At 36.3% G+C, this 1105-nt stretch carries 1 pseudogene; it reads right to left on the minus strand.

From position 1 onward, the window contains the following. Positions 1–1105, minus strand: a pseudogene (locus AVBRAN9333_RS09400) (hypothetical protein); the annotation flags it as partial.

Here is a 1105-nt window from a genome sequence, read left to right on the forward strand (position 1 = left end):
GGTTTTGAACAGAACCAAGGTCGCTTCTGATTGCTTCAAGAGCTTTTTGAGCTGATTCAGCAATATTCATCATAGCTTGTGCGCCTTTTAGTGTCATTACACCTGCAGCATAACCATTCTTATTATCTCCTGCATCAGTTGCTTGCCAATCATTAGCATTAAAGCCCATTGCATCTGCTGTTTCTCTATCTATAGTAGCATTAGTTTCTCTTAAGCTAACTGTTTTTTCAGAAACATTTTTATCATAGCCTATTGCACTTGTGATATCCATACTATGTAATTTATTATCAGCCCCAACATAATCTCTAGTAGCTTCTACAACTATGTCTTTACCATTAGTTGATGAAAAACTTAATCTTCCGAAGTTAGTCTTAGTATCATCTGTAAGACCAATAATGCTACTTAAACCTTCTCTATTAGCTTCATTTAAACCTTCTTTAAAACCTTTTAGGAATTGTATAGCTGCATGGGCAACAATTCCATTCTCACCTTCGTTTGTAGCCATAGTTTTACCTTTAGCTGCATCAACTATTTTATCTAAAGCTTTTATTGCTGTATCAATTGCTTTATTAGCATCGCTTAAAGTTGCATGTTTACCATTATTGTTATCTAATACTGCTTTAACAGCATCGTTTGCTGCCTTTAAATCTTGCTGATACTGAGTAGTTAAAGCAGCTGGATCATTTGGATTACCTGTAGTTGCATTGGTATTATTGCCAGGTACTAATCCTAAATGTAAAGCACCTTGAATTGCTGCGTGTACACCGGTAAAATCTAATTCAGTCCCATTTTTAATTGCTGTTTGAATTGCAGTATCTTTTGCTTTAGAATATCCATCTCCTGCAATTCTCGCATCCATTTCATAATGAGCTGCTTGAATATCTTCAAATGTATTTTTGCTATTTAAAATAGAGTTTGCAGCACCTGTAGGAGCAGTATCAAGGTCAGTACTACCACCACCCCATGCATCTCCTTTAGCTAAATCAACTACTACTTGACCATTAGCACCATTAGTATCTGCTGCATTACTAGTATATAACACATGCTTATCCGCTTTTGCTTCAGAAGTAGTCTTAGTAAAAGCCGCTCCATCAGCCGCGAAACT

It is taken from the genome of Campylobacter sp. RM9333, assembly GCF_020137705.1.
Classification (GTDB): domain Bacteria; phylum Campylobacterota; class Campylobacteria; order Campylobacterales; family Campylobacteraceae; genus Campylobacter_E.